Origin of the sequence: Candidatus Angelobacter sp., assembly GCA_035607015.1 — a bacterium.
GTDB lineage: Bacteria > Verrucomicrobiota > Verrucomicrobiia > Limisphaerales > AV2 > AV2.
Window position 1 is genome coordinate 1 of sequence record DATNDF010000399.1, and the last position, 5,182, is coordinate 5,182.

Here is a 5,182-nt window from a genome sequence, read left to right on the forward strand (position 1 = left end):
ACAAAGAGGAGTCGTTCAAAATCATAGGCTGTTGCATGGAAGTGCACCGTGAATTGGGCAAAGGCCACGATGAGGTGATTTACAAAGACGCGCTCGAAATCGAATTCCACCGACAGCAGATCACTTTCGCTCGGGAACGCGAATATGAGCTTACGTACCGAGGAATCGTACTACCCCATCGATATTTCGCCGATTTTGTTGTGTTGGAAAAAATCATCTTCGAAGCTAAAGCAGTTGAGCGTTTGATTGACTCACACGTCAAACAAACCTTGAACTACTTGGCCGCTTCAAAACTGAGGCTTGGATTGCTTGTAAACTTTGGCGAGGATTCCCTGGCCCACAAACGAGTCGTTCTATAATTTTTTGAATCCGTGTGAATTGGTGAAATTCGTGTCTCATGTCTGAAATTCCCAAAGCTTACGAACCGCAAGCGGTCGAAGAGAAATGGTACGATTTCTGGCTGAAGCAAGGTTGTTTCACCGCCGACCCCGCGCGCGTGAGCGACAGACGCCCGGCTTATTCCATTGTCATCCCGCCGCCGAACGTCACCGGCGTGCTCCACATGGGGCACGTGCTCAACAACACCATCCAGGACGTCCTCGCCCGCAAGGCGCGCATGGACGGCAAGGAAGTTCTCTGGCTGCCCGGCACCGACCATGCCGGCATCGCCACCGAGGGCATGGTGGCCAGACAGATTTGGAAGGATGAGAAGAAATCCAAACGCGACATCGGACGCGAGGAATTCATCAAGCGTGTCTGGGCCTGGAAGGAAAAACACGGCGGCATCATCATCGCGCAACTCAAGAAACTCGGCTGCTCGTGCGACTGGACCCGTGAACGTTTCACGATGAACCCGGACTACGTGCGCAATGTGCAGCGCGTGTTCGTCGATCTTTACAAGAAGGGCCTCATCTATCGCGGCAAACGCATGGTGAACTGGTGTCCCGCCACGCAGACCGCACTCTCCGACGAGGAAGTGGAAATGCGACCGCAAAAAGGTTTCATGTGTCACTTCAGAGTTCAGGTTGCGGAAAGCCCCCTCACCGCGGCTCTCTCCCCCAAGGGGGGCGAGGAAGAAAAATCTTCGGCGACGACTGCGTCCGGTTCTCAAGTTACCAACGCTCGCGCTTCTCATTCCCTCTCCCCCTCTGGGGGAGAGGGTCAGGGTGAGGGGGACGCTAAGAAAGGCGGGCCAGAAATTGATTCGCAAGGCCGTGTGTGGCTCACCATCGCGACGACGCGTCCGGAAACCATCCCCGGCGATACCGCCGTGGCCGTGAATCCGAAGGACTCGCGTTACGCGCATCTCATCGGGAAACACATCGTGCGACCGCTGCCTCTCGAATTGCCGCGCGAGCAGAAGCTCATTCCCATCATCGGCGACGAGCATGTGGACTTCGAGTTCGGCACCGGTGTGCTCAAGGTGACGCCTGCGCATGACAAGGCCGACTTCGACATTGGCCAGCGCCACAAACTGCCAATCGTGGACATTATGAACCCCGATGGGACGATGAACGAACTGGCGGGCGCGGATTTGAAAGGGCTGGATCGCTTTAAAGCCCGGAAAGTGGCTGTAGGAAAGTTGACCGAACTCGGCGCGCTCGTGGAGGAAAAGCCGTACGAGAACAACGTCGGTTTCAGTCAGCGCGCGGATGTGCCGATCGAGCCGCGCTTGAGCGAGCAATGGTTTCTCAAGTATCCTAGCGTGGAGAAGTCCAAGGCATGCGTGGAGCAGGAAGCTGGAACTGGTCCGGGTGGAACAGGCTGCGAGCCTGTTACGGTCGGCAACTTGCCGACCGTTCCGGAAGCGCCGGGCAGGTTGCCCGGCACAACGGGCCAGTGGCCCGTTCCACCCGGCAAGATGCGCTTTCATCCGCAGCGGTGGGCGAAGGTTTATGACCATTGGCTGACGAACATTCAGGACTGGTGCATCAGCCGCCAGCTTTGGTGGGGGCATCGGATTCCGGTGTGGAGCAAGACCAAACTGACCCTGTCAAAATCCGACTCGCAGAATCCTGTTTCGATTGCGCAATTTTTGGCTGGAATGTCAGATTCTCAAACGGCGGAGACTTCATTGTCTGGTAAAGAGGAACAGATCACTTTCCTTCGCGTCCGCGGCGAAATTTGGGAGGCTGCAACATATTCGATAGAGGAAGCACAGGTTCTTGAAGCAAACGGCTTCACCCAAGACCCCGACGTACTCGACACATGGTTCAGTTCCTGGCTCTGGCCTTTTGCCACGATGGGCTGGCCGGAGCAGACCGAGACGTTGAAGAAGTTTTATCCGACCACCGACCTTGTCACCGCGCCGGAAATTATTTTCTTCTGGGTCGCGCGCATGATCATGGCGGGCTTCGAATACATGGGCGAGCTGCCGTTCCGCAACGTCTATTTCACCGGCATCATCCGCGACAAGATCGGGCGCAAGATGTCGAAGACCCTCGGCAATTCACCTGACCCGCTCGATCTCATCGCCAAGTACGGCGCCGACGCCGTCCGCTTCGGCACCATGCGCAGCGCGCCGCTCGGCCAGGACGTGATGTTCGACGAGAAAGACGTCGAGTTGGGCCGCAACTTCTGCAACAAACTCTGGAACGCCTGTCGTTTCCGGCAAATGCAGGGGAGCGCAGGCGGCCCGCCTGCTGCGTCGGGCGACCCGCCCGGCGCTTTTGAAATCGAAGGTGAGATTGAACCCGCTTTGTTGTCGTCCGATGACAAATGGATTTTGCTGAAGCTTGACCGGGCGATTCGCGAGATCAATACCGCCTTTGCCGAATATAAATTTAACGAAGCCGCGGCCACGCTTTACCGGTTCTTCTGGAGCGAGTATTGCGACTGGTATGTGGAGGCGAGCAAGGCGACCCAGCAAGGGAACGACGTGGCACGCAAGACGAACAAGCTTGCGGTGATTGATTTCGTCCTCAGCCACACGCTCCGCCTACTCCATCCGTTTCTGCCGTTCATCACCGAGGGATTGTGGCACGGGATGGGTTATGCCGAGGACATGCCGGAAAATCAGGGCGGCAAGACCGTCATGTTTGCGCCCTGGCCAAAGCCGCTCGACGACGACTTCAAGACTCACTACGGCCTCGAGGAAAGTGACGTGCGGTTCGTAGATGCGAAATACGAACTGATCACCCGCGGCCGCAATCTCCGACGCGAGTTCAACGTTGCCGCCAACAAAAAAGTGAAGTTCATCCTCAAGGTGAAAGACCCACTGCCGTCGCACGAAAGCGACGTCATTCAGCTTCTGCTCAATGCGGAATCTCTCGACGTTGACCCGAACTTTGCGCCGAAGAAGGGAACTCCTTCGACTCTCACCGATCTTGGCGAGTTGTTCATGCCACTCGAAGGACTGGTGGATGTCGAAGCCGAGCGGACGCGCCTGAAGAAGGAACTGATGAAGATCGAAGCGGAGATTGAAAAGGCGCAGGCCAAACTCAACAACCCCGCCTTCACGGAGAAAGCCCCACCGAACGTCTTGGAAGAACACAAGAAGCGTCTGGCGGAATGGCAGGCGAAACGGCAGCAGGTGAAGGCAGCACTGGAGTCGCTGCAGGGCTGAACCCTCCAGTTTCGTCGCTGCAAGATTTCAAAACAAGCCGCTCACACGATTTACCGCCATGAAACCCGTCGAACTCAGGAAGCATTTGAAAATTGCCGTGCGGGCGGCACAAGCCGCCGGCGAACTGATGCGGCGAAACTTGAGGGCGGCCAAGCGAATCAACTCGGCCACGCAGCACGACATTAAGCTGGAGCTGGACGTGCGCTGTCAGAAGTTGATTGAGAAAACGCTGCGGTCTGTATTCCCGCACATCGCCATCCTGGGCGAGGAAGGCGTGCTGGGCGACGTGGAAGCCGAGCAGCGCTGGGTGGTTGATCCAATTGACGGTACGGTCAATTTCACCTACGGCATTCCGCACTTCTGCGTGTCGATTGCCTTGCAGGTCAGACAGGTTTCAGGTTCCAAGTCCCGCGCTCCGGGTTCATCGCAGCCCGACGCCGGTTACGAAACGGTCGTTGGCGTCGTGTACGATCCGTTCTGCGATGAGTTGTGGACGGCCATTCGCGGTCGCAAGGCGTATCTGAACGGGGAAATCATTCGTGTCAGCAAACGCCGCCGGCTGGACGAGGCAATCATTTCGGTGGGATTTGCCAAACACAAATCAACGTTGAACCAGATGGTTCCGGTACTCAACCGGCTGGTGCATCGGGTCCGCAAAATCCGTATCATGGGGGCGGCGGCGCTGGCGATGACCTACGTGGCCAGCGGCCGGATGGATGCCTACGTCGAGTCGGGCATCCGGCTGTGGGACATCGCGGCGGGTGGCTTGATCCTCGAATGCGCCGGCGGTGATTTCTGGCGCGAGCCGATGGCCGGCGAGCACAAATACCGGATCATGGCCAACAACGGCCCGCTTCGTCGGAAACTCCAGACTTTGATTTGACAATCGCCGGATTTCGCAGCTACATCATGCCCGACCCGCGATGAAACGACGCACACTTGGTGTAGGGCGCATCTCAGTTTTTAGGCGGGTGTTTGGGAGGGCGACGGGATAAAAGGAGGCATGAATGCGATTTGCCCATCACTTGAGGTTAAGATTCGGCGTCGGGAGCAGGTTTCTGAACCGTTGGCAGTAAGCGCAGCGCGATTGGCTGTGAGTCTGGAGCGCAGCGTGAGCCAGTTCGTGGCGGCTACGGATGAGAACCTTGGAAGTATCGAACTGGCAGTTGAGAAAGAAAGCCGGGAACTGCTGCGTCAAGCGACCGAGAAGGCGGCGCAGCAGAAGGCCGATGCCACGCCGCCGATTTGCCCGGTTTGCCAGCAGGCCTTAACTCGCATCAATGCCGATCATGGACGGACCTTCGAAAGCAAGTTCGGTCCGATTACGGTGCGGCGAGCTCGGGGCTATTGCCGGCGTTGCCGCAAATGGCGTTTTCCGGCGGACACCGTTTTGGGGTTGGAGGAGACGGCCGGTTATTCGCCGCGAGTGCAGGAGATGGCGGCGCTTTTGGCCAGCAAGATGCCGGTGGGTGAGGCCAGTGCGGTGCTGGAGCACTTGACGGGAGTAAAAGTGCCGCGCGCCAGCTTGGATCGGGAAGCACGGCGGCAAGGACAGCGGGCCCAACGCTTGCGCACGAAATTGGATGAGCAGGAGCGCAAAAGCCCCAGCCAGCAGGA

At 57.6% G+C, this 5,182-nt stretch carries 4 protein-coding genes; all 4 read left to right on the forward strand.

Annotated elements, in window-relative coordinates:
* A partial coding sequence (locus VN887_16005; protein HXT41510.1) for a GxxExxY protein occupies positions 1-359 on the forward strand: 359 nt, incomplete at its 5' end.
* A gap of 38 nt (positions 360-397) precedes the next feature.
* Positions 398-3,565, forward strand: a complete 3,168-nt coding sequence (locus VN887_16010) for a valine--tRNA ligase (GenBank protein ID HXT41511.1) — start codon at positions 398-400, stop codon at positions 3,563-3,565.
* 58 nt (positions 3,566-3,623) lie between these two features.
* Complete coding sequence (locus tag VN887_16015; GenBank protein ID HXT41512.1) at positions 3,624-4,448, forward strand: inositol monophosphatase family protein; 825 nt, start codon at positions 3,624-3,626, stop codon at positions 4,446-4,448.
* Positions 4,449-4,568: 120 nt separating this feature from the next.
* Positions 4,569-5,182 (forward strand): hypothetical protein (locus tag VN887_16020; protein ID HXT41513.1); only part of this gene is annotated, 614 nt, incomplete at its 3' end.

Bases quoted from the DNA above. Each gene is read 5' to 3' on its own strand.
- VN887_16015 (HXT41512.1), top strand. From the start codon at position 3,624: ATGAAACCCGTCGAACTCAGGAAGCATTTGAAAATTGCCGTGCGGGCG.
- VN887_16010 (HXT41511.1), top strand. From the start codon at position 398: ATGTCTGAAATTCCCAAAGCTTACGAACCGCAAGCGGTCGAAGAGAAA.